Origin of the sequence: Ligilactobacillus acidipiscis DSM 15836 (assembly GCF_001435755.1) — a bacterium.
GTDB lineage: Bacteria > Bacillota > Bacilli > Lactobacillales > Lactobacillaceae > Ligilactobacillus > Ligilactobacillus acidipiscis.
Window position 1 is genome coordinate 1 of record NZ_AZFI01000314.1, and the last position, 862, is coordinate 862.

Annotated in this window: 1 protein-coding gene; it reads left to right on the forward strand. The window is 34.5% G+C overall.

Annotation, left to right across the window (positions count from 1 at the left end):
* The first annotated feature begins 282 nt into the window (after nucleotides 1-282).
* Nucleotides 283-798, forward strand: coding sequence for a CPBP family intramembrane glutamic endopeptidase (locus FC65_RS12970; RefSeq protein ID WP_420864796.1), 516 nt, complete (start codon nucleotides 283-285; stop codon nucleotides 796-798).
* The last annotated feature ends 64 nt before the right edge of the window (nucleotides 799-862 follow it).

An 862-nucleotide genomic window follows, 5' to 3' on the forward strand; every position in this document is an offset into this window, starting at 1 on the left:
ATAGAATTTCTAAAGTCATGAAAAGCAAATTTACTTTAATCCTAAGTTTTGCTTTTTGTGGCTTTTTCCATACAACCCACTAACTGGAAATGATCACAAAGGTCCTCAGTTTTCTGAGGGCTTTTTGTGTGCTAAAAAGCGCCTCGTTCTTTGCAAAATTTGGCGCAAAAGAACAGCCAATTTTTGCCCGTAAGGGGGAGTTAAGAGGGGGGGGGCAAGCCCACTTCTTACAAGCTAGTGCAGNTCATCTTTTATGTTCAAACGGGTATGCTAGCACTGATTATGGTTATTGTTGCAATTTTGGTAGGTAATGTGCCTAAAAATATTTTACAGGTCGTTTATTCTCACTATTTTCTGATAAGTACAATAGGCGCATTAGCCTCTGCAATTTTAGAAGAATCCGTTACACGTGGTCTATTTTTGTCTGGCTTTATTAATCTTGGTATGTATGAAGGTTCTTCATACAAGTTAACTAAAGCAGCGGTCTATTCATCATTTTTATTCGGAATTTTACATATATTTAATTTAGTTGGTGGAAATCCTCAAGCTGTTTTTCAACAAATACTTTATACTTTTTCACTAGGAACATTTTTGGTCATACTGCGTATTACAACAAACGGTTTAGGCCTACCGATCCTTTTACATTTTCTTTTTGATTTAGTACCCCTTAAAAATTCTACTAATGTGGAAAGCAACAACCGAGGAGTAATGCTGCTTATATTCACTCCTATCTTAATTTTAAGCATATTTTACTTAATAGGTGTAGATCGGCAATTATCTAATAATAAAGTAGATTAACAAAAGAAAGATTTTTTAAAAATAGGGTCCATTATTTAGTAATGGTCCCTTGGAAAGGTTGATT